Source organism: Labrenzia sp. THAF35, from assembly GCF_009363595.1.
In the GTDB taxonomy this organism is placed as follows: Bacteria; Pseudomonadota; Alphaproteobacteria; order Rhizobiales; family Stappiaceae; genus Roseibium; species Roseibium algicola.
In genome coordinates this window covers 2525338-2544704 of record NZ_CP045380.1, presented here as the reverse complement: position 1 = coordinate 2544704, position 19367 = coordinate 2525338, and the positions used below count along the sequence as shown (strand labels likewise).

General features: G+C 60.7%; 18 protein-coding genes. 9 read left to right on the top strand and 9 right to left on the bottom strand.

The genetic code is table 11. From position 1 onward, the window contains the following. Positions 1 to 25: 25 nt before the first annotated feature. The 4 genes from FIU93_RS11600 to FIU93_RS11585 are packed head-to-tail and all read left to right on the top strand — an operon-like array spanning position 26 to position 3471. Complete coding sequence (locus FIU93_RS11600; RefSeq protein WP_031270343.1) at positions 26 to 829, top strand: ABC transporter permease subunit; 804 nt, start codon at positions 26 to 28, stop codon at positions 827 to 829. A 1-nt stretch (position 830) separates the two neighbouring features. Beyond that, entirely contained in the window at positions 831 to 1622 is a 792-nt protein-coding gene (locus FIU93_RS11595) for an ABC transporter permease subunit (RefSeq protein ID WP_152505645.1), read from the top strand. Then, positions 1619 to 2662 carry an ABC transporter ATP-binding protein gene (locus FIU93_RS11590; protein ID WP_152505644.1) on the top strand — a complete coding sequence of 348 codons (1044 nt, stop codon included), beginning with the start codon at positions 1619 to 1621 and terminating at the stop codon, positions 2660 to 2662. Before FIU93_RS11595 ends, FIU93_RS11590 begins: the two co-directional genes overlap by 4 nt. Beyond that, positions 2659 to 3471, top strand: a complete 813-nt coding sequence (locus FIU93_RS11585; protein ID WP_152505643.1) for a phosphodiesterase — start codon at positions 2659 to 2661, stop codon at positions 3469 to 3471. The genes FIU93_RS11590 and FIU93_RS11585 overlap by 4 nt, the downstream gene beginning before the upstream one ends. Positions 3472 to 3511: 40 nt before the next feature. Here FIU93_RS11585 and FIU93_RS11580 read toward each other — a convergent pair whose 3' ends face one another. Genes FIU93_RS11580 through FIU93_RS11570 form a run of 3 tightly spaced genes read right to left on the bottom strand, consistent with a single transcriptional unit; the run spans position 3512 to position 6643 of the window. Next, the gene (locus tag FIU93_RS11580) at positions 3512 to 4585 is read right to left on the bottom strand and encodes an extracellular solute-binding protein (protein WP_286202422.1); all 1074 of its coding nucleotides are present in this window, start codon (positions 4583 to 4585) and stop codon (positions 3512 to 3514) included. Then, positions 4582 to 5979, bottom strand: a complete 1398-nt coding sequence (locus FIU93_RS11575) for a sensor histidine kinase (RefSeq protein ID WP_152505642.1) — start codon at positions 5977 to 5979, stop codon at positions 4582 to 4584. Before FIU93_RS11575 ends, FIU93_RS11580 begins: the two co-directional genes overlap by 4 nt. Continuing rightward, the gene (locus FIU93_RS11570) at positions 5972 to 6643 is read right to left on the bottom strand and encodes a response regulator transcription factor (RefSeq protein ID WP_023003141.1); all 672 of its coding nucleotides are present in this window, start codon (positions 6641 to 6643) and stop codon (positions 5972 to 5974) included. Before FIU93_RS11570 ends, FIU93_RS11575 begins: the two co-directional genes overlap by 8 nt. A 192-nt stretch (positions 6644 to 6835) precedes the next feature. Here FIU93_RS11570 and FIU93_RS11565 point away from each other — a divergent pair, with 192 nt between their 5' ends. The 3 genes from FIU93_RS11565 to FIU93_RS11555 all read left to right on the top strand — a co-directional run bounded on the left by FIU93_RS11565 (position 6836) and on the right by FIU93_RS11555 (position 10082). Continuing rightward, positions 6836 to 7825 carry a tripartite tricarboxylate transporter substrate-binding protein gene (locus FIU93_RS11565; RefSeq protein ID WP_023003140.1) on the top strand — a complete coding sequence of 330 codons (990 nt, stop codon included), beginning with the start codon at positions 6836 to 6838 and terminating at the stop codon, positions 7823 to 7825. 271 nt (positions 7826 to 8096) lie between these two features. After that, positions 8097 to 8528, top strand: coding sequence for a tripartite tricarboxylate transporter TctB family protein (locus FIU93_RS11560; protein ID WP_055656205.1), 432 nt, complete (start codon positions 8097 to 8099; stop codon positions 8526 to 8528). 12 nt (positions 8529 to 8540) lie between these two features. Further along, the gene (locus FIU93_RS11555) at positions 8541 to 10082 is read left to right on the top strand and encodes a tripartite tricarboxylate transporter permease (protein ID WP_152505641.1); all 1542 of its coding nucleotides are present in this window, start codon (positions 8541 to 8543) and stop codon (positions 10080 to 10082) included. A 173-nt stretch (positions 10083 to 10255) separates the two neighbouring features. Here FIU93_RS11555 and FIU93_RS11550 read toward each other — a convergent pair whose 3' ends face one another. Together FIU93_RS11550 and FIU93_RS11545 are read right to left on the bottom strand one after the other, a co-directional pair. Continuing rightward, positions 10256 to 11830, bottom strand: a complete 1575-nt coding sequence (locus tag FIU93_RS11550) for an ABC transporter substrate-binding protein (RefSeq protein WP_077291908.1) — start codon at positions 11828 to 11830, stop codon at positions 10256 to 10258. 175 nt (positions 11831 to 12005) lie between these two features. Further along, entirely contained in the window at positions 12006 to 12761 is a 756-nt protein-coding gene (locus FIU93_RS11545) for a class II aldolase and adducin N-terminal domain-containing protein (RefSeq protein ID WP_152505640.1), read from the bottom strand. Between the two features lie 130 nt (positions 12762 to 12891). On the opposite strand from FIU93_RS11545, the gene FIU93_RS11540 reads away from it, so the two are divergent. Then, positions 12892 to 13770, top strand: coding sequence for a LysR family transcriptional regulator (locus FIU93_RS11540; RefSeq protein ID WP_055656212.1), 879 nt, complete (start codon positions 12892 to 12894; stop codon positions 13768 to 13770). Between the two features lie 439 nt (positions 13771 to 14209). Next, positions 14210 to 15172 (top strand): hypothetical protein, encoded by a 963-nt coding sequence (locus tag FIU93_RS11535; RefSeq protein WP_055656214.1) that lies wholly within the window; start codon positions 14210 to 14212, stop codon positions 15170 to 15172. A 143-nt stretch (positions 15173 to 15315) separates the two neighbouring features. Here the strand turns inward: FIU93_RS11535 and FIU93_RS11530 are convergent, their stop codons facing one another. From FIU93_RS11530 to FIU93_RS11515, 4 genes are all read right to left on the bottom strand, one after another. Then, positions 15316 to 15678 carry a Tsi3 family protein gene (locus FIU93_RS11530; RefSeq protein WP_139314069.1) on the bottom strand — a complete coding sequence of 121 codons (363 nt, stop codon included), beginning with the start codon at positions 15676 to 15678 and terminating at the stop codon, positions 15316 to 15318. Positions 15679 to 15755: 77 nt separating this feature from the next. Next, positions 15756 to 17027 carry a hypothetical protein gene (locus FIU93_RS11525; RefSeq protein ID WP_152505639.1) on the bottom strand — a complete coding sequence of 424 codons (1272 nt, stop codon included), beginning with the start codon at positions 17025 to 17027 and terminating at the stop codon, positions 15756 to 15758. A gap of 222 nt (positions 17028 to 17249) precedes the next feature. Next, positions 17250 to 17951: a UTRA domain-containing protein gene (locus FIU93_RS11520; protein WP_152505638.1), complete on the bottom strand. Its 702-nt coding sequence runs from the start codon at positions 17949 to 17951 to the stop codon at positions 17250 to 17252. Between the two features lie 25 nt (positions 17952 to 17976). Next, a complete protein-coding gene (locus FIU93_RS11515) occupies positions 17977 to 19356 on the bottom strand; it encodes a formimidoylglutamate deiminase (protein WP_152505637.1) in 1380 nt (459 codons plus the stop codon). Between the last annotated feature and the right edge of the window lie 11 nt (positions 19357 to 19367).

The window sequence follows — 19367 nt, the reverse complement described above, 5'->3', positions numbered from 1 at the left end:
GCCTGTTTTTCCGAAGGCATTCTTCATGTCCGACAGAACATTCGTGACCGCCTGTCTTGTACCGCTCGCGGTATTCGCCCTCGCTTTTCTGGCTCTGCCGCTTGTGCGCCTGGTTCAGGCGTCCTTTGAATCGGAAGCCGGCTGGCACATCTACCTGCAGATCCTGCAAACGCCTCGATATCTTGAAACCCTGGTCAACACGGTGCTGGTGTCGCTGGCGGTCAGCCTTGCCGCGCTCGCTCTGGCGACCACCGCCGGCCTGTTCCTGGCGCGAAACCGGTTCTTCGGACGCGGCCTGCTGCTTTCCGTCCTGACGCTGCCGCTGGCCTTTCCGGGCGTCGTCATCGGCTTCCTGATCATCCTCCTGGGGGGACGTCAGGGGCTGTTCAACCAGCTATTGCCCGGGCACATCGTGTTCGCCTATTCGCTGATCGGCCTCTTTCTCGGCTATCTCTATTTTTCCATCCCGCGCGTCCTGCTGACGGTGATGGCTGCCGTTGAAAAACTCGACCCAGCACTGGAAGAAGCCGCCCGCACCCTCGGCGCATCGCCGTGGCGCATTGTCATCGACGTGATCCTGCCCGGTCTTGCCCCATCCCTCGTCGCCGCCGGTGCAATCGCCTTTGCCACCGCCATGGGAGCCTTCGGAACCGCCTTCACGCTGGCCACCAACATCGATGTCCTGCCGATGGTGATCTATACCGAATTCACCCTGTCGGCGAACATCGCCATGGCGTCAGCCCTGTCCGTTCTGCTTGGCCTTGTGACCTGGGCCCTGCTTTACATCGCCCGCAGTTTTGCGGGAACGACAGTTGCGGCGGGAGGCTGACATGAAAAGATCCCTCGCCTGGTGGCTGCAATGTGCGGTCACGCTTGTCATTGCGGCCTTTCTGCTGGTCCCGGCCCTCCAGTCGATCCTGGCCGGGGTAACAGCCAACTACTTCCGCGGACTTTCCTCTGGCCTGACCCTGAAATGGATCGGGAGGGTCTGGGAATTATATTCCGCCAGCATCTTCCTGTCGCTCTGGCTCGCGATAGCCTGCCTTGCCGTCACGCTGGTGATCGGCGTTCCGGCGGCCTACGCCCTTGCCAGGAATCCCGGACGCCTGTCGCGCCTGCTGGAAGAGTTTATCTCCTTGCCGCTCGCCATCCCCGGCCTCGCACTGGCGCTCGCGCTCTTGCAGCTCTACGGAACCTTGTCCGGGTTCCGCACGTCCTGGACCTTCATCCTCGTCGGCCATGTTCTCTACACGCTGCCGTTCATGGTGCGATCGGTCCTGGCCGTCCTGATGGCCATGGATTTCCGCAGCCTGGAAGAAAGCGCGGCGACACTTGGCGCGTCTGCCTTCACGCGGTTTCGAACGGTGATCATCCCCAATGCCATGCCGGGCATCCTGGCTGGTGCCCTGACCGTGGTGACGCTCTCCATCGGCGAATTCAACCTCACCTGGATGTTGCACACGCCTTATCTGAAAACCCTGCCGGTCGGCCTTGCCGACAGCTATGCCTCCATGCGGCTGGAGGTCGCCTCCGCCTATACGCTCGTCTTCTTCGCGATGATCGTGCCGCTGTTGATGGCCATGCAATGGGCCTCCGCCAGAGCGCAAAGGATCGCTCAATGACCCTGACAATCGAAAACGCCGCCAAGACCTTTGCCGATGGCACGCGGGCTCTCTGCCCGACCAACCTGACCGTTGGTCCCGGCGAAATCCTGTCGCTGCTCGGTCCCTCCGGCTGTGGCAAGACGACCCTGCTGCGCATCATTGCCGGACTGGAGCGCCCCGATGCGGGCAGCCGGATCCGGTTCGACGAGACCGACGTGACCGGACTTGCCGTGGAACATCGCAATGTCGGCATGGTGTTTCAGTCCTATGCGCTCTTTCCCAACATGAGCGTGCGCGCGAATGTCGGCTACGGCCTGAAGGTTAGAAAAGTACCGGCGGAAGAACGCCGACAACGTGTGGACGAGGTGCTGAGCCTGTGCCGCCTTACCGACTACGCCGACCGCCCGACAAATGCCCTGTCGGGCGGGCAGCGCCAACGGGTGGCCCTGGCCCGTGCCGTCGCACCGCGCCCCAGGATCCTGCTGCTGGACGAACCCCTGTCCGCGCTGGACGCCGCCTTGCGCGACAACCTGCGTGACGAACTGGCCGCCATGCTGCGGCAGTTCCGGATCACGGCTGTTTTCGTCACCCACGACCAGAGCGAGGCGATGGCGATCGCGGACCGGATCGCGGTGATGACGAACGGAACCATGCTTCAGGTCGGCCGGCCAGAAGAGCTGTACCACACTCCGGCCAATGCCTTCGTCGCCCGCTTCATCGGCAGCGCCATGCCATTGACCGGACACATGGAAAACGATGTACTGCAGTTGCCCGGCGGACAGTTGAAGCTTCCCGCTGGCGCCGCCGGCAAAACAGCTTACATACGGTCGGAAAACGTCCGCCTAGACCAGACAGGATCCTTGTCGGGAACGGTGGAAACCGTCACGTTCTCCGGCGGTCATTTCCGTCTCGCCGTGGGCGGCGTCCTTCCGGATGCCGGCCTTCTCTATCTTCAGCACCCGGGCAGGACAGCCCCTGAAACCGGCAGCACCGTGCGCCTCGCCATTGATCCCTCCGACCTCATCTTCCTTGCAGACCAGACATCGACCCATTCATGACCAAGATCATTCAGATTTCAGACACCCACATTGTTCCCGAAGGAGCACTCGCCTACGGACAGGTCGACACGGCCGCGGCCCTTGCCGAAACGGTCGCCACAATCAACCGTCTGCTGCCGCAGATCGGTCCAGTCGACCTCGTGATCGTTACCGGTGACCTGACCGAACATGGAACGCCGGAAGAATACGACCGCTTCAAGATGCTGATGGCGGACCTCGACCTGCCCTACAGGGTGCTGCCGGGCAACCACGACCGGCGCGAGCCGATGCGGGAGAGCTTCGCGGACGCACAGTGGATGCCCCGCACCGGCCCCCTGGACTGGCAGATCGATTTTGAAGACTTTGCCGTTGTCGGGCTCGATAGCCTTACCGAAAGCGCAGCGCATGGCACGCTAGAGCCGGCAACCCTGTCCTTCCTGACGGACGCGCTCTCCGGTCTTGGCGACAAACCCGCGATAGTCGGTTTTCATCACCCCCCCTTTGCCGTGGGGATCAAGGCGATGGACGCGCAGAACCTGCACGACGCAGACAGCCTGGGCACCGCCCTCTCCCTTCATTCCGGGCAGGTTCGGCTGGTCTGCGGCCATCTGCACCGCTCCATCGCCGGCCTCTTTTCCGGCAGCCTGTGTCAGGTCTGCCCCGGCACCTCGCATGCGGTCACGCTGGACCAGCGCACCAACGCCGGCAACAGCCTGACCAAGGAACCCGGCGGGATGCTGCTTCACGAATGGCGAGACGATGGTTTCCTGACGCACCTCATTCCGGTCGGCACCTTTCCGGGGCCTTATCCCTTCCTGGGCGTTTCCTGAGGACCTGAAACGGGCGTCATGCAACGCGCCTGCCGGCGCCTCATGGCCCGGGAAACGTCGACCGCCAGCGGCGCAAAAAGGTTTCCCGGGTCAGGGCATCCAGTGCGACCATGAGCGCAGGGGAAAGAACGATCGGCCGCAGGGCTGTCGAACTCAGGACCTCGCCTTCATTGCCATCCTCCGTTTCCAGAAGCGGGCTGATCAGCAATGCGGTCCGAAGTGCAAGCGTGCCTTCCGAGGACAAGAGGAAATCCAGGAACGCCTCGGCCTCGGCTTCGTTGTTTGCCTGCTTCGGGATCATGAAGGTGCGCGACAGGACCAGTGTGTAGTCAGACGGCAGCACGATGCCGATCCGGTCGTCGTTCAGCTGATAGCCCTGGGCGTAGGAGCCAAGCACATTGTAGGCGATCAGGTAGCGCCCCTCGGCAACACCCTTGATGATGTCGACCGAGCAACAGGTGGAAATCGCCTGTGAGCGGCCGAAGGATTCCTGCAACGCGCCAAAGGTGGTTGCTTCCTGCGCGTCGGCAAAAGCAAACAGATATCCAAGCCCCGACTGCTCGATGTCATAGGTCGCGACCCGTCCGGCATAGGGAGTGCCGGAAGGCCGAAGGAGATCGAGCAGGTCGAAGCGGGTCTGCGGAATATCCTCCACGGGCACCAGCTCGCGGTTATAGACGATCACCGCGGGCTCGCGGGTGATGCCCCACAATTCGTCGCGCCAGCGAAGGGCCTCCGGCAACTGTTCGGTCAACCGTGAGCGGTAGGACGCTGCGCAGGCTTCGTTGACCAGCTGCACCATCTGGTGAACACCGGAGCTGATGACAATGTCGGCGCCTGGAACGCCGTCGCGGCAGTCCCGGCGGGTCAGGCGGTAGAGTTCGTTCGATCCCCATTGCTCGTAGCGCACCTGCAACCCGGGCCGCGTACGCAGGAAGCTTTCGACCACGGGACCGAAGATCGAAATATCCGTCGTGGAGCGCACCACCAGCACACGGTTGGTGGTCTCCGGTCCGAAATTTTCCACCAGCTCCTGGGCCGACACGGCCCGGCCGGTGGCAAGCAGCATCACGACTGCAGCCAGGCACTTCAGCAGATAGGCGGGCCGCTTCATGTCCGCCCCTCCGGTACGGCTGCAAACACAAGGGCAGCGCGAAAACGCGCCCCTCCCGTCTTTTCCAGGCGCAATTCGCCATCGTAGGAAAGGGCGACGGAATGCGCGATCGCAAGACCGAGGCCGGAACTGCTTTGCCGCGACAGCGCGCCCTTGTTGAAACGGGACCCCAGTTCGGCAAGAACCCCATCCACCGGTCCACCGCCCGCATCTTCCACCCAGATACTGGCTTGCCCACCTTGCAGCGAAGCCCCGATCCGTACCGGTGAGCGGCCGTATTTGAGCGCGTTGTTCAGGAGGTTCTTCAAGGCTTCCTTCAGCGATTGCACATCCGCCAGCACTTCGACAGGGTCTTCGCCGATATCCAGGATCACGTCGAATTCCGGATTGAGAACAGCATGATCGCCTTCCTCGAAAACGTCGAGGGCAATATCGCGCAAGTCCACCTTCTCCCGTCTGGCGCTGTCGCCTCGGTGGATCACCAGTGCCTGGCTCAGAAGCTGGTCGAGCAGACGGCCGAGGCTTGCCGTTCGGGTCTGTATCCTCTCGACGATCTTTTCCTTGCGGGAAAGTTCCGGTTCGTCGGTGAAGAGATCCGCCTGGGCCCTGAGGGCCGCAACAGGCGTCCTGAGCTGATGTGCGGTGTCGGAGATCAGATGCCGCATGGAATTCATCTGCCGGTCGAGCCGGGCCATGAAGCCGTTGAGGGCATTGATCATCACCGCCGTTTCCCGCGGCACCGACGTGTCGAGCGGTGTCAGGTCGTGGGGGTCCCGTGCCGAGAGACCGCCGGCGATCCGTTCCAGCGGCTGCAGCACCGAGCGGACGACGACGACCGACAACAGCACCATTGCCAGGCCGGAGGCTGCAAGCACGTAGAGCGCCTTGCGGGTGATGTCATAGGCCATGTCGTTACGCGCCCGCAGGGTCTGACCGACAACCACCTTGATCGTGCCGTTGAGCGTACGCTCGGCAAACCGGCGCGAGACCACGGCAAAACGGGCTGGCTCTCCAAAGAACGAACCGTCGAAAAACCCTTCCCGGAAATCGCGCCGGCCTGTCGGCAGGGTGATTTCATCATAGCCGGTCAGCGTCGCGCCCTCCGGGCCGATAATGCGATAGCCGATCCTGTCGTCGGGGGCGAGCGCCAGCAACTCGAACGCCGAAACCGGCAACTCGATGACGGGCCTGTCGTCCTGAACGGTGATCGACGAAGCAATGCCTGTCGCCGCGCCCAGGAGCAACCGGTCGTAGGCGCTTCTGGCCGCTTCCCGGCCATAGGCGAATGCCGCGATGGAAACGATCACCCCGCCGAAGATCAGCAGAAAGGCAATCCCGAAGGCAACACGTGCGGTGAGCGAGGTCGACGCCAGCCTGCGGATGAGATCAGTCATCGACTTCCAGCTTGTAACCAAGCCCTCTCTGGGTCTCGATCCTCACAGATCCGCCCGAGAGTTTCTTGCGCAGCCGCGCAACATAAAGCTCCAGCGCGTTCATGCTGACGTCGGTGTCCTGGAAACTGAATACCCCTTCGAACAGACGTTCCTTGCTGACGGTCTTGCCGCGATTGCGGACCAGGATCTCCAGCAGCGAGAATTCGCGCCTGGTCAGATTGATCGGGCTGTCGCCCTGACGCACGACCCGCGCGGAAGCATTGAACGTGAGGCTGCCGAGTGTCAGTTCCTCGGCCTTGTCGCCCTGTTCGCGGCGATAGAGTGCGCGGATGCGGGCTTCAAGTTCGCGGTGGTCGAACGGCTTGACCAGGTAATCATCCGCCCCGGAATTGAGCGAGGATACCCTATCGTCGACGGAAAATTCCGCCGTCAGCATCAGCACCGGCGTGCGCTCGCCCCGAGACCTGATCTCTTTCAGCAGCTCGGTGCCCAGGCCATCCGGCAAATTGATATCAAGAACGATCACGTCGTAATGCTGAACGTTGACGCAGGCCCTCGCCTCTTCCAGCGACTTTGCCAGATCGCAGGCAATGCCAGACCGGTCCAGCCGGATCATGATGGCCTCCGCCATGTCAAACGTGTCTTCAACGAGCAAAAGGCGCAAAGATTCGTTCCTCCCGCCTCCAGTCTTGCCCCGCAATTTCGCTGCTTGCAAGCAATGTGCCCCCTGGTGACAGGTTGATGACAGGGTTTGGCGCTAGGCTCTCCTCACGTCCGTTGGGAGGACCCGCTTTAACGCGGCACAACGGATACCAGGGGCTCACCAAAAGCCTTGCACATGTGGAGGAAACACAACATGGCATTCAAAACGACCCGCCTTCTGCTGGCGGCCGCATTCCTTGGCGCATCCGCTTTCGGCGCAACAGCTGCCGATTTCACGCCGGAAAACCCGGAGTGCATCGCACCGGCCAACCCAGGTGGTGGCTGGGACTTCACCTGCCGCCAGGTCGGCAAGACCCTTCAGGACCTGAAGCTTCTCGACAAGACCATGCAGGTTGTGAACCTGGCTGGTGGCGGCGGCGGCGTGGCCTATGCTGAAGTCGTCAACAAGCGCGGCGACGACAACGACCTGATCGTTGCAGCTTCCTCGGCAACCGCAACCCGCCTTGCCCAGGGTGCCTTCCCGGGCAACACCATGGACCAGGTTCGCTGGGTGGCTTCCGTTGGCGCTGACTACGGCGTGATCGCCGTTGCGGCCGACAGCCCGATCAACACCCTGCCGGAACTTCTCGACCAGATGAAATCGGACCCGACGTCCGTATCCGTTGCCGGCGGTTCCGCTGTTGGTGGCTGGGATCACCTGAAGGTTCTGATCGCTGCAAACGCTTACGGCATCGAAGACGTTCGCACCGTGAAATACATCGCTTTCGACGGTGGTGGTGAAGCCGTGACCCAGCTTCTGGCCGGTTCCGTCCAGGCTTTCACCGGTGACATTTCCGAAGCCAAGGGCTTTGTCGACAGTGGCGACATCAAGGTGATCGCTGTTCTGGCACCTGAGCGTCTGTCCGGCGAATTCGCCGACTTCCCGACGGCAAAAGAACAGGGTGTCGACGCGATCGGCGCAAACTGGCGCGGTTTCTACGCACCGGGCAACATGTCCGACGACGCCTATAACGCATGGGTGTCCAAGATCTCCGATCTGTACGCAAGTGAAGAATGGAAAGGCATCATGGCTGCAAACGGTCTGGCTCCGCTCGACCTGCAGGGTGCCGAGTTCCAGGAATTCGTTGCCAACTCGGTTCAGCAGATCCAGAACATCTCCAAAGAAATCGGCATCATCAAATAAGAATGCCGTCAGTCCGACTGGAGGGGGCGCAGTCCATGTGCCCCCTTCTTTTTCAGGACGCGTCCGAACGCGGGCAATATCCGGTTTTCCGCACGCAGCTTTGAGACTGACAGCGTAACGCCGGAAGTATGTCTGCCAGATCATTGTCCGCCCGATTGGGCAAAGTGGATTGTCGGCGGACACAGTGGCACACTTCGGGTGCCAACAAACAACAGAACACATAAGGGGCGGCCGCCGGACTTGGGGAGGAGCCGCTATTAGGAAGGTATCCATGAGCGACCGCATCTTTGGCGCGGTCGGGCTACTTCTCGCGCTGGGATATGCCTGGGCCGCTCTTGTCATCGAAGAAAGCTTTCTGTCCGACGCCGTCGGCCCGAAGGCGTTCCCCCTGATCATCGCATCCGTGTTGGGTCTGTCGTCGCTGGCGATTTTCCTGAAACCCGACGTCGCGCCGGAATGGCCGTCGCTGCCGCGTCTGCTTGAAGTCGCCATGGCAGTGCTGGCGATGATCCTCTACGCGATACTTCTGCCGGAAGCCGGCTTCATCATCGCGACAGCCGTTGCCGCTGCCTATCTGACCTGGCGCCTCGGCTCTTCACCGATCGGCTCGCTCATTACAGGTTGCCTGACTTCGCTCGGCATCTATGCGGTCTTCCACCTCGTTCTTGGCCTGTCCCTGGCCAAGGGCCCGTTCGGCTTTTAACGGAGCATCGCCATGGAAACTCTCTCTTCACTGGCCGACGGCTTCGCAATCGCGCTGACCTGGCAGAACCTGATGCTGGCCCTGCTCGGCTGCTTTCTCGGCACCATCATGGGCGCCCTGCCGGGCCTCGGCCCGTCCAACGGCGTCGCCATTCTCATCCCGCTTGCGTTCACGCTCGGTCTCGGTGCCACGCCATCGCTGATCCTGCTGACGTCGGTCTATTACGGCGCCATGTACGGCGGGCGTATCTCGTCAATCCTCTTGAACATTCCCGGTGACGAACCGGCGATGATGACCTGTCTCGACGGTTACCCGATGGCCCAGCAGGGCCGCGCAGGCGAGGCCCTCTCGCTGTCGGGCGTTGCCTCCTTCGTTGGTGCCTTCCTGGCCACCTGGGGCCTGATCCTGCTGGCACCGCAGCTGGTCAAGATCGCGCTTCTGTTCGGTCCGGCGGAATATTTCGCCCTGTTCACCCTGGCCTTCGCCACCCTGGGCGGCGTTGCCTCGACCAACCAGGCCAAGACCGCCTTCGCAGCCGCGCTCGGCATCGGCCTTGCCACCGTCGGCGTCGACACCCAGACAGGTGTGCCGCGCTTTACCTTCGGCGAAGTGCACCTCTACGACGGGATCGACTTCCTGGTTGCCATCGTCGGCCTGTTTGCTCTGTCCGAGGTCTTCCTGTTCCTGGAACACCGTCACGGCAATGCCGACGCCAACTCCAGCAAGGTTTCCGTCGGCCGGCTGATGCCCAGCTTCTCGCTGCTGAAGTCCTGCACCCCGACCATGCTGCGCACCAGTCTGCTCGGCTTCATTGCCGGCGTTCTGCCTGGTGCCGGCGCGTCGCTCGGCTCGTTCATCTCCTATACGTTCGAGAAGAAACTGGTCGACAAGGAAGGCACCTTCGGCAAGGGCGACCCGCGCGGTGTCGCCGCGCCTGAAGCCGGCAACAACGCCGCCGCGGGCGGTGCGCTGGTGCCGATGCTCGCCCTCGGTGTTCCCGGTTCCGGGACCACGGCCGTGCTTCTGGCGGTTCTGCTGGCGCTCAACATCACACCGGGCCCGCTGCTGTTCACCCAGCAGCCGGATGTGGTCTGGGGTCTGATCGCGGCCCTGTTCATTGCCAACTTCATGCTGCTGGCCATGAACATTCCGATGATCGGTCTCTTCACCCGCGTCCTGTTGATCCCGCCGCGCATCCTCATGCCCATCGTCGCCATGGTCAGCTTCGTCGGCATCTACGGCATCTCCGGCTCCTCCTTCGACCTTCTGGTCATGGTCGGCTTCGGTGTGCTGGGCTGGGTGCTGCGCAAGCTGGACGTGCCGCTGGTCCCGATCATCCTCGGAACGCTGCTCGGCAACGCCATGGAAAACAACCTGCGCCGCGCGATCACCATCAGCAACGGCGACTGGTTCACCCTGATCGACAGCCCGCTGTCGCTGACCCTGTGGAGCATGGCCATCATCGGCTTCGTCCTGCCGATCATCTTCGGCAAGGTCCTGAAGGCCCGCATGCGTCACATGAAGAAGGACGAAGAGGGCTCGGTCATCGACTGATCGCTGCCAACACCGCAAGAAACGAAAACGCCCTCTCCTTCCGGATGAGGGCGTTTTTTGTTTGCGGACGTCTCACCGCCGTCATTCCCGATTATCCGAAGCGAAGCTGCCACCCAGCGGGAAACCAGGTGCAAGGTGCCAGTCAAAAATGCTTCAGATTTGAGAAGACGAACTCAGCTAAACCACCAGCGCTCCGTAGCGCGCAGACCGTCGAGCGGCCAGTTTGCGGCGACTTTTTCCGGATGACTGACCTTGTCGCTGAGTGCCATCACGTAGCTTGCGAACATGGGGATGATGGTGCCGCCATCGGTCCTGACGATGTTCTGCATCTCGCGATACATATCCGCGCGCTTTGCTTCGTCGAGTTCGGACCGCGCTTCGCTCAGAAGCCGGTTGAAGCGCTCGTTGTCCCAATAGGTATCGTTCCACGGCGCCCCGGCAGCGTAAGCGAGCGTGAAGGTCGCGTCCTCAGTCGGGCGTCCGGTCCAGTAGACCGCGCAAAACGGCTTTTTCATCCAGACATCGGACCAGTAACCGTCATTGGGCTCGCGCACCGGCTGAATGTTGATACCGGCCGCCTCTGCCTTGCTTGAATAGAGCACTGCTGCATCGACAGCGCCGCCAAAAGCAGCGTCGGAGGCGGAGAGTTGCAGATCCAGCGAGCTGAGGCCCGCCTGTTTCAGATAATATTTCGCCTTGTCCGGATCATAACTGGTCTGCTCAAGATCGGCTGCGTAAAAGCGGTTGGCCGGGCTGATCGGGTGGTCGTTGCCAACCGAGCCATAGCCAAAGAGGATCTTGTCGACAAGTTCCTGCCGGTCGATGGCGTATTTCAAGGCCATGCGGACATTGTTGTCGTTGAAGGGCGCTGCCCGTGTGTCCATGGCGAACGTATAGTGCTGACCACCGGTCGCCGAGACGATCTGGACGCCCGGTGCGCGCTGGAACAGATGCACCGTCTTCAGATCCACCTGGTCCACGACGTCGACATTTCCGGTCATCAGTGCAGCCTGCCGCGCTGCCGGATCAACAATGGCCATCAGGACAACCGCATCGAAATGGGCACGGTCCGATTTCCAGTAATTCGGATTGCGCGTGAGTTCGGCGATGTAGCCGGGTTTGAAGTTGGTGACTTTGTACGGACCGCAACCGTCACCGCTGGTGGGATCGATCTTGCCATCCGAAGACTTCAGGATCGGCATGTGGTAGTCGCTCACCACATAAGGGAAATCGGCGTTGCCTGCATCCAGCGTGAAGACGACGGTATCGCCGTCGCTGGCAATGTCGGTAACCGGTGCAAGGAAGGGCTTGGCAGCCGAACTGCTGTCCGCGCCGCGGTGATAGTTGATCGAGGCAACGACATCATCAGGTGTCACGGTACCGCCGCTGTGGAACTCGACACCGCTGCGGATCTTGAACGTCCAGACCTTTGCATCGGGAGATGACGTCCAGCTTTCCGCCACTTCCCCGACGAGGGACCCGTCCGAGGCGATCTCCACCAGGTAGCCGTTGCGGGCAAAGGCGAAGACCTGCGAATAGGTGTTGTCCCAAACTGCCGGATCGTACGTGTCGTTGGTATTGCCCGAGGCAATCCCGAAGCGGATCGTTCCGCCTTTTTTGGGCTGGGCAACGGCCGGCCCGATACCAAGAGACGATACGAGAGCCGTGGCGCCGAGCGCAGCAGTTCCCCCGAGAACGCTTCGCCGCGAGACTGCCAGTCGGTTTTGCGGCGTAAAGGCCTCTCCCATTCCATGGTTCTCCTTGATGAGCGTGATAGGTTTCAGTTCAACTCGTTGGCCGGTACAGACGGCCAGTCGCGATAACCGGAATTTTGGCAAATTCCGTCCGCCCGGCCCGGCGATGTCATCATCAGGCCATGCATGATTTTGTTTCGAGTGTCCGCAGCCTGGGCCGTGCCGGTGCCTAGCTGGCGTAGTTCGAGCCTTCGTCGTCCAGAATGGCTTTCAATTCAGCGAAGTGGTCGTGCCCAAGGCCCGGATAATTTTCAATTTCCTGCGCGGTCTTCTCGGCAATCTCCGGGCTGAGAACGCGCAATGGTTTTCCGGTCTGCAGTGCCCGGATGTAGGTCTCTGCAGCACGTTCGAAATGATAAAGGCGGTCAAAGGCTTCCGCGACAGTGTTGGCGACGACCAGAACGCCGTGGTTGCCCATGATCAGCACCTTGATCTTCGGGTCGCGAAGCAACGTCGCACAGCGTTCGCCTTCTTCCTCGAAAGCAAGTCCGCCATAGTTCTCGTCAATTGCGAAGCGGCCATAAAAAGTCGCGGTGTTCTGGTCGATCGGCGGCAGAGTGCTGTCGGCAAGGCAGGCCAGAACCGTGGCATGGACCGAATGCACATGCATGACGCAGCGCGCATGTGGGCATTGCCGGTGGATGGCGCCATGCAATCCCCAGGCAGTCGGGTCCGGAGCGTTTGGATGTTCCAGCGTTTGCGGGTCATTTGCATCCAGCAAAATCAGGTCGGATGCCCTGATCCGGCTGAAATGCCGCTGGCGGGGGTTTACCAGAAAAGCCGTGCCTTCGTCATTGACGGCGAGGCTGAAATGATTTGCGACAGCTTCGTGCATTCCAAGACGCTCGGTCCAGCGGAATGCTGCCGCCAGGTCGATCCGCTCCGCCCAGTGGGTGATGTTCGAATGTTCTGCAACACGCAGCATGCACTGTCTCCCTCGCTTTCTCTTCGACGCTAGGGAGCGCTTTCAACATTGACAAACAATATATTCGATGGCGTTGCATTAATAAAATTAATACGCATTATGTCAGTTGATGAATGAGTGAGGTGCACGCATGAAGACGGTTGGATTGCCGCCGCTGGCCTGGTTGCGGGCATTCGAGGCAACCGCGCGCCATCTCAGCTTCACCCGTGCCTCGCAGGAATTGAACCTGACCCAGTCCGCGGTCAGCCAGCATGTACGCAGCCTCGAGACCCTGCTCGGCTGCAGTCTTTTTGTGCGCAAGACGCGTGCCCTGGAACTGACGCTCGAAGGGGAAACCTATCTGCCGAGCCTGCGTGAAGCCTTCGACCTGATCACCAGGAGCACGCAGCTTGTCACCGGCAGTGACCTGGGGCGCAACCTGACGCTTCAGTGCAATCTGGCCTTTTCCGTCTATTGGCTGGCCCCGCGCCTTCGCCGACTTTACGAAGAATTTCCCTGGCTGACGCTCAATATCGTGACATCGATCTGGGACACCGAAAAGCGCGCGGCCGACGCCTCCCTGGAAATCCGCTTCGCCCGCCCGGAGGACATGCCGACCGCCGCCATTCGGCTTGCCGAGGAAAAATGCTATCCGGTCTGCTCACCCGGCCTGCCTGAAGAAGAGCGCTCACTGGAGAGCGGCAGGCTGTTCGACTGCGCGGGCATCACCGGCTCCTGGTCCGGTTGGATGAACTCGCAAGGCAGGTCCTTTGCAAGGGAAGCCGAAGTCAATCTGGCGTCGACCTATGTGATCGCGATTTCGGCAGCCTTGAACGGTGCGGGCCTCGTCCTCGCACACGACACGCTCGTCGGGGATCTCCTCCGAAGCGGTGACCTTGTTCGTCCCTTTGAACATCAGGCGCCCCTTAGTGAAGCCTACTTCGTCCGGACCCCGCCACCTTACGCGGAAACGCCTGCCTCCAAGGTGTTTTTGGACTGGATCCAGAAAGAGCGGGCTTCTGCGCGCTGATCAGCAATCCAGCACTGCCAGCGCAAGCAAAGGCGCTTTCACAAGAGCGCAATAGTCTGAGTTTTTGAATACGGCAACGCGCCCAAGGCAAGAGGTTATCCAGGGCCCGGATCTTACCGCGCAGCCACGCCGTGACCCACCCGGAATACCGGTAGAGGGGGCATCATACCCTCCCCCCTGAGCCCACAAAAACGGCCAAAAACTCTCCCCCAAGCCCAAAACCGTCGTCTTCAAGTCAAGTGACATGCCGCACAAGTGCGACCTGCAGGACGCGTGATATCCAGCCTCTCAACGAGAACTCAAGTGATACCGAATTAGAGTTGTAAATCTGATGCACGTTCAAATCAGAAAACCAAAGAACCCCATCCCCAAGAACTACTTTCCCCACAACCGTGTGGAACAAAAGCGCGACGGCGTCTGGGTGAGGTGCGGGGTCGTTATGCCTGTCGGCGCCGGCGACAGCTGGGAGACGATCGGCAAGTTCTGCGACGGCATCCCTGCCGAAGAAGTGGCCTATGCCAACTTCGAGACCTATGACCCAGCCGAGATCAACTGGTACCTGAGAGAATATGTCGGCTGCCACAAGCCTGGCCCTCGTGGGTTCAACTTCATGTTCGATGGCGCCAAGCCTGGTCTTATCCTGGCTCCGTTCCGGGATGCGCTGATCGGCGATGTGGTGGAACGCGCACACAGGCAGGAGGAGCGCCGTCAGCGCCGCACCATCCTCGACCGACGATGGGACAACCGCAATATCGACATTCCGGAGGGTGAAAAACTCGTCGTCCAGGCACGCGAAATGATTTACCGGCGCGTCCAGAACCACGTCCCGAACTCGCAGGATTTCGATCTGCAAAAGGAATTGACGGGATTTCTCGTGGGTGAGGCGATTGACGGTGGCGGCGGGCTCCTCACGCCGCACAAGGCGCTCTTGAAGACCTTGCTCAAGCCCCTCAAGGAACTCCATCCGGAAAACGAGCGGGTTCGTAAGCTGCGCAAGAAGTATTATGAAGGGTTCGCAAACGGGGTGGCGGCGGCGCTCTTTCCAGGGCACGACTACGCGCTTCACGACAAGGTCCCGGGAGAGAGGTTCTTCTACAATGCCGGTCTCGAGCATGGTCGCCAGATGAGCGGTCTGCAACGTTACCAGTTCGTGATGGGCCTGATGGAACGCGCACGCCGTTATGGTCTGCGGGGAGGCAACCCGATATATCAGCAGAAAGCCAACTTCTCGAAGGGTTTTGGCGGACGTGCTGTTGCGTTCTATCTCGCACGGGAATTGTCTTCCAGCCGTTTGCTGGAACGCAATATCCACGAGACACCGCTCAAGGAAGACATTGTGGATGCAGTAAAGGACACCCTCACGGACAAAGCCAAGGAAGCTGTCGGTATCCCGTCCTTCTGAGACGGGCTACTGCTGGCCTTAGGCGACTGCTCAGGACGTGCAGAAGGCGGCGCCGATCAAAAAGTGAGCACAGAAATATTCATCTTGTGCGTGTTGAGGGGTGCGCAGAGCCCCTCCCTCACTTCCTGCGGAGACCCTGTCGGTTACTTCTCGGCCGCCAGGCTTTGCCAAACCTGCCACGCCTCGTCGAACGCCGGTGTTCCGCCTTCCGACTGGATATAGGCGCGGACATAGGCCTGACGGTCTGCAATTTGCTTGGGAATGGTGAGGGTATATTCCGGGCCGCCCATGCCGCCTTCAACTGTCGTCAGGGTGTGCGGGGCGGGATCGGTCCCTTCGGTGTCGACCCCTCCGGCGACCGGTTGCGGCGCAGTGGTCCAAATGGCGATTTCATCGACTTCGCGCAGAGCCTGTTCCGGCAAAAGCAGAATGTGATCGGCACCTGTTTCGACCTTGCGTCCTTCGGGTACGCCAAACTGCAGGCCGTCGACAACTTCAGTCTTCATCTCAATCACTCTTTGCTGCTCGGCATTGCAGGACGCCAGAATAAACGGAACCAGAAAGGGGAATATTTTCAGCCACTTCACCATGATATCTTGGCGCCTGACATGTCGGAATGAGCTTCACCGACAAAGCTTCCCCAACCGGTCACCCTGTCGTCCCACGGCCGTGAGGTGTATTCGGACCCAAGCGCCGCAACGTTGTCAGCAGGCCAGTTCCTGGCATGCAGCGCATAGACGGCAAAATTGATACCGGGAAACGCCGCGGCGGTTCTTGGCAAGTCCGTCTTTGTCTTTTTGCCGACGAGATTGGCAACATACCTGATGTATTTCGCGACAGCGAAGATGTTGAACTCGTCGCACGTCAGAAGCGTCGCGATCTGCGCGCCGTCGAGACCTTGCCTCCGTTTGTGTTCCAGCAGCCCGGAGAACAGATCCGTGCGCGCGACAGTGTCGTCACGCACCTGACCAAGGCCTACAGAGGTTGTGCGCCTTGAGACCGAATGCGTCGCCGCTGTGTAGTCGAGCATGTCTTCGTTTTGAGATTGATCACGCTGTTCCGCCAAGACGATCGCTCCTATGACTTCCGGCGTCAGATTATAGGTTTTTGCAGCAGCGTTCATCACGGCTCCCCGGGACGGGCGACCGTTCAGGTAGATCGGCTCAAACAACGTGGAGATCGGCAAACTCGTAATGCGCGCGGCTTGCCGAAGACGTTCACTGGCGGAACTGGGAACAGTCAGACCATTCCAGAGCGGATTGGAGTAGCTGCGCGACACAGGACCGGATGCGCCAGGATCACCTTGCGGATTTGTCTTCTGCTCATAAAGGATGCGTGCCTGGTCAAACGCTGAAACGCGGTGATTGAAGATGTCGCGTCCCGTTGCACCGCTGCCTGAGAAAGACGCGGATGCACTTGAGGGAATAGTCGCACTGGTGATGGGTTTCTTGGTGCTGATCGAAAGCAAGCCGTACTTGCGCATGCTGTCGGCAAGATCGTTTGCAAGCCCGAACACCTTTGCCGGATTGCCAAATTGCGCGTTGAGGATTGCTGCATCCCGGTCGAAAAAGAAGAAACCAGCCAGGTTGTTTTCGATACTGGAAACTGAGACGGGCCCGGCTTTCGCTGCCATCAGCATTACGGCGTCGTAAAGCGAAGGAGCACTTTGCTGATTGAAGTACCTTGTAAAAAACTCTCTCAGAACTTTGCCGGATTGCAATTGCGTGATTGTTGCATCGAACCTCGTGTCACGTTCAAGAAGTTCCAGAGCTTTTGCCCGCTCCCCGTCGGTAACCCATCGGAAGACATCTCCCAGTTCGAGGAGTTTGATGACCTCATCGCCAACAACGGTCATGATTTTCTTCAACCCCTCTATTGCTCGGGCTGGTCAGGACAGAAATTGTTTTCCAATCCGAAAATTGAAATAAATCAACTAGTTAACAAACTTTCAGAATCCAACTCTAATTGATTGCCGACCCAGTTACAACTCTAAGAGGCGCAATCGCAATGAGCGGGGCCATGCCCGGCCGGTATTTGAACAACCTTACTGGAGACGTCGGAAAACGCCCCACCCCGTTCAGATCTCCGTCCGCATCCGGTAGCCCGGGGCGAAGATCAGGCGGACGTGGGTGATCGGCAGAGAGCCGGTCCAGGTGATGCGTTCCATCGCAAAGAGGGCTGCACCCGTGGAGGCATCAAGTTTGCGCGACAGGGTCTTGTCGGCATTGACGGCGAAGAAGGAAATGTCGCCGTGGCTGTAGGGCGCGTTGTGCACCAGCCACTCGTTGGCGCTGACGTCCTCGAACGTCATGTCTCGCGCCGCAGGAGCTGCTTCCAGGTTGATGTAGCGTTCCTCGAAGGCATAAGGCCGGTCGTCTGCAAAGTGCAGCGTCTTTAAAAACAGGACATCCGCGCCGAGCGTCACCTGGAACGCGCCGTGCAACATGGGCGGCAGGGGCCGGAGATCCTTTTCCAGAAGGCTGTGCCGGTAGGTGCGGCCAAGCGCTTCGACTTCCTCGCGCAGGATCGGAATGGTGAGCGTCGCGCGCTGAGGCGGGTTGAGCGCAACACGCGTTCCCGCCCGGCGCTTGCGCACCACAAGCCCGCTTTCGGCAAGGTCCCGGAGAGCACGGTTGACGGTGGTGCGGGCGCAGCCGAACTCTTCCGCAAGATCGGCCTCATGGGGGATCTGCTCCCCCGGCTGCCAGATCCGGTCATGGATCCGCCGAAGGAGTTCTTCGCGAATGCCCGTCCAGGAATTTGTGTCCGCAAGCGCCAAGTCGTCTACCCGTTCAAGTCGTTCTTCAAAGTCTGGCGCGCAACGAGGCCATGGTGGCCCGATATTTCGCGCGGATGGCGTTGCCTTTTACATGGTTTCCGCCGGAAACAACATGCCGGCCGGCGGACCAGACCTCCGCAACCATCCGGTCGTCACCGGCAAAGATCCAGGCATCCAGAATTTCGTCGCCTTCCCGGCCTTCCAGGTCGATGGCGGTGCCATCCAGTGCGACGAGATCGGCAAGCGACCCTTCCGATATCCTGCCCGCCGCACGCCCCGCCGCCTGCGCACCACCGGCCACGACGCCGTCGAAGAGGACCCGACCGGTGGACTTTTCCTTCGTTGCAATAGAAGCCCGGCAGGTATCGCGCAGGCGCTGGGAATATTCCAGCGTGCGCAGCTCTTCGGAGAGCGCGATGCGGATGTTGGAATCCGAGCCGACGCCGAAGCGGCCGCCCGCGGCCAGGTAGTCGACGCCATCGAAGATCCCGTCGCCGAGGCTGGATTCCGTGATCGGACAAAGCCCCGCGACGGCCCCGGTCGCAGCAAGACCGGCGGTCTCCTGCGAGGTCATCTGCGTGCAGTGGATCAGGCACCAGTTTTCTGAAACCGCGTGGTTGGCAAGCAACCATTCCACCGGGCGCTGCCCCGTGGCCGCCAGAACCTCGTCCACTTCCGGGATCTGCTCGGCAAGATGCATGTGCAGCGGGTTGCCGCCGGCAAGGGCAACGGCCTTCTTCAGACTGTCAGCATCAACCGCCCTCAGTGAATGCGGGGCAACGCCGATAACCGCATCATCCGGCAGGGACTTGAGCGCCTCAGACGCAAGCTCGTGCAGTTTCTGGAAACGATCGAAGTCGTTGCCAAAGCGGATCTGTCCGGCAGCCAATGGGCGTCCGTCGCAGCCGCCGAACTGGTAATGAACCGGCAGATGCGTGAGGCCGATGCCGGTATCGGAAGCGGCCGCCATGATGCGGTCCGACATTTCCGCCAGGTTGGCGTAGGGCGCCCCGCCCGGCTGGTGATGCAGATAGTGGAACTCGCCAACGGCGGCATAACCCGCCTCCAGCATTTCCATCTGCACGAAGGCGGCAATCGCCTCCACGTCTTCCGGCGTCAGGGCGTCCAGAAAGCGGAACATGATCTGGCGCCAGGTCCAGAAACTGTCGCGGCTTTCGCTACCGCGCCGCTCGCTCATGCCCGCCATGGCACGCTGGAACGCATGGCTGTGCAGGTTGACCGGGGCCGGCAGAAGAATGTCGACGCGTTCGCCGATTGGCTGCGTATCTCTTTCAACCGAGGCGATCCGGCCGTCCGGACCGATCGAGACAGCGACATTTTCCGCCCAGCCGTCGGCCAGAAGCGCCTTTTCCGCAAAAACCGTCGCGCCAGAAACTGTCGACATGCCGTCTTTTC